This is a genomic window from uncultured Polaribacter sp. (assembly GCF_947500975.1).
Classification (GTDB): Bacteria; Bacteroidota; Bacteroidia; order Flavobacteriales; family Flavobacteriaceae; genus Polaribacter.
Genome location: NZ_CANMUE010000057.1, coordinates 1 through 608, shown reverse-complemented (window position 1 = coordinate 608; position 608 = coordinate 1). Strand labels below are relative to the sequence as shown.

The following is a 608-nucleotide window of genomic DNA, read 5'->3' as shown; positions in this document are numbered from 1 at the left end:
CCTACACTCTATGGTCATGGTTTTACAACAGGTAGCGCAACAACATATACTTTTAATGATACGGATATTGTTAACTCTCCAACAACAGAAAATGTAATGACAAGTATTATAGCTTCTGGTGTTAATATGGTTGAAGTAGTGCCTTATACGCCAAATAGTAAAGGTACATGGACTATAATATATAAAAGAACTATAGAAGCAAATGGTACCATTCAAATTGGAGAAGCAGGAGCTTATTTTGATGATTTTGCAGAATTGTTTATAAATGGAGTTTTAGTTGATTCCATAAATGAATATGTACTAAGTTTACCATCATCAGAAGTTATTTTAGAAAATGTAAATGCTGGCGATGTTGTAGAGGTACGTTTAACCAATGGAGCATCTTTAGGAGGGTTTAATGCTGTTTTTAGTACACCAAATGAAACTACGGTAGCCTGTACAACTGCATCACAAGATACCGATGCAGATGATACACCAGATTATTTAGATTTAGACAGTGATGGAGATGGATGTCCAGATGCCTTAGAAGGCGATGGGGGTTTTACTTATTCTAATATAGCATCAACAGGAGCAATAACTACAGGTACAGCAGTAGATACAAATGGAGT

General features: G+C 35.4%; 1 pseudogene. It reads left to right on the top strand.

From position 1 onward, the window contains the following. A pseudogene (locus tag Q0733_RS13000) lies at nt 1-608 on the top strand (hypothetical protein); the annotation flags it as partial.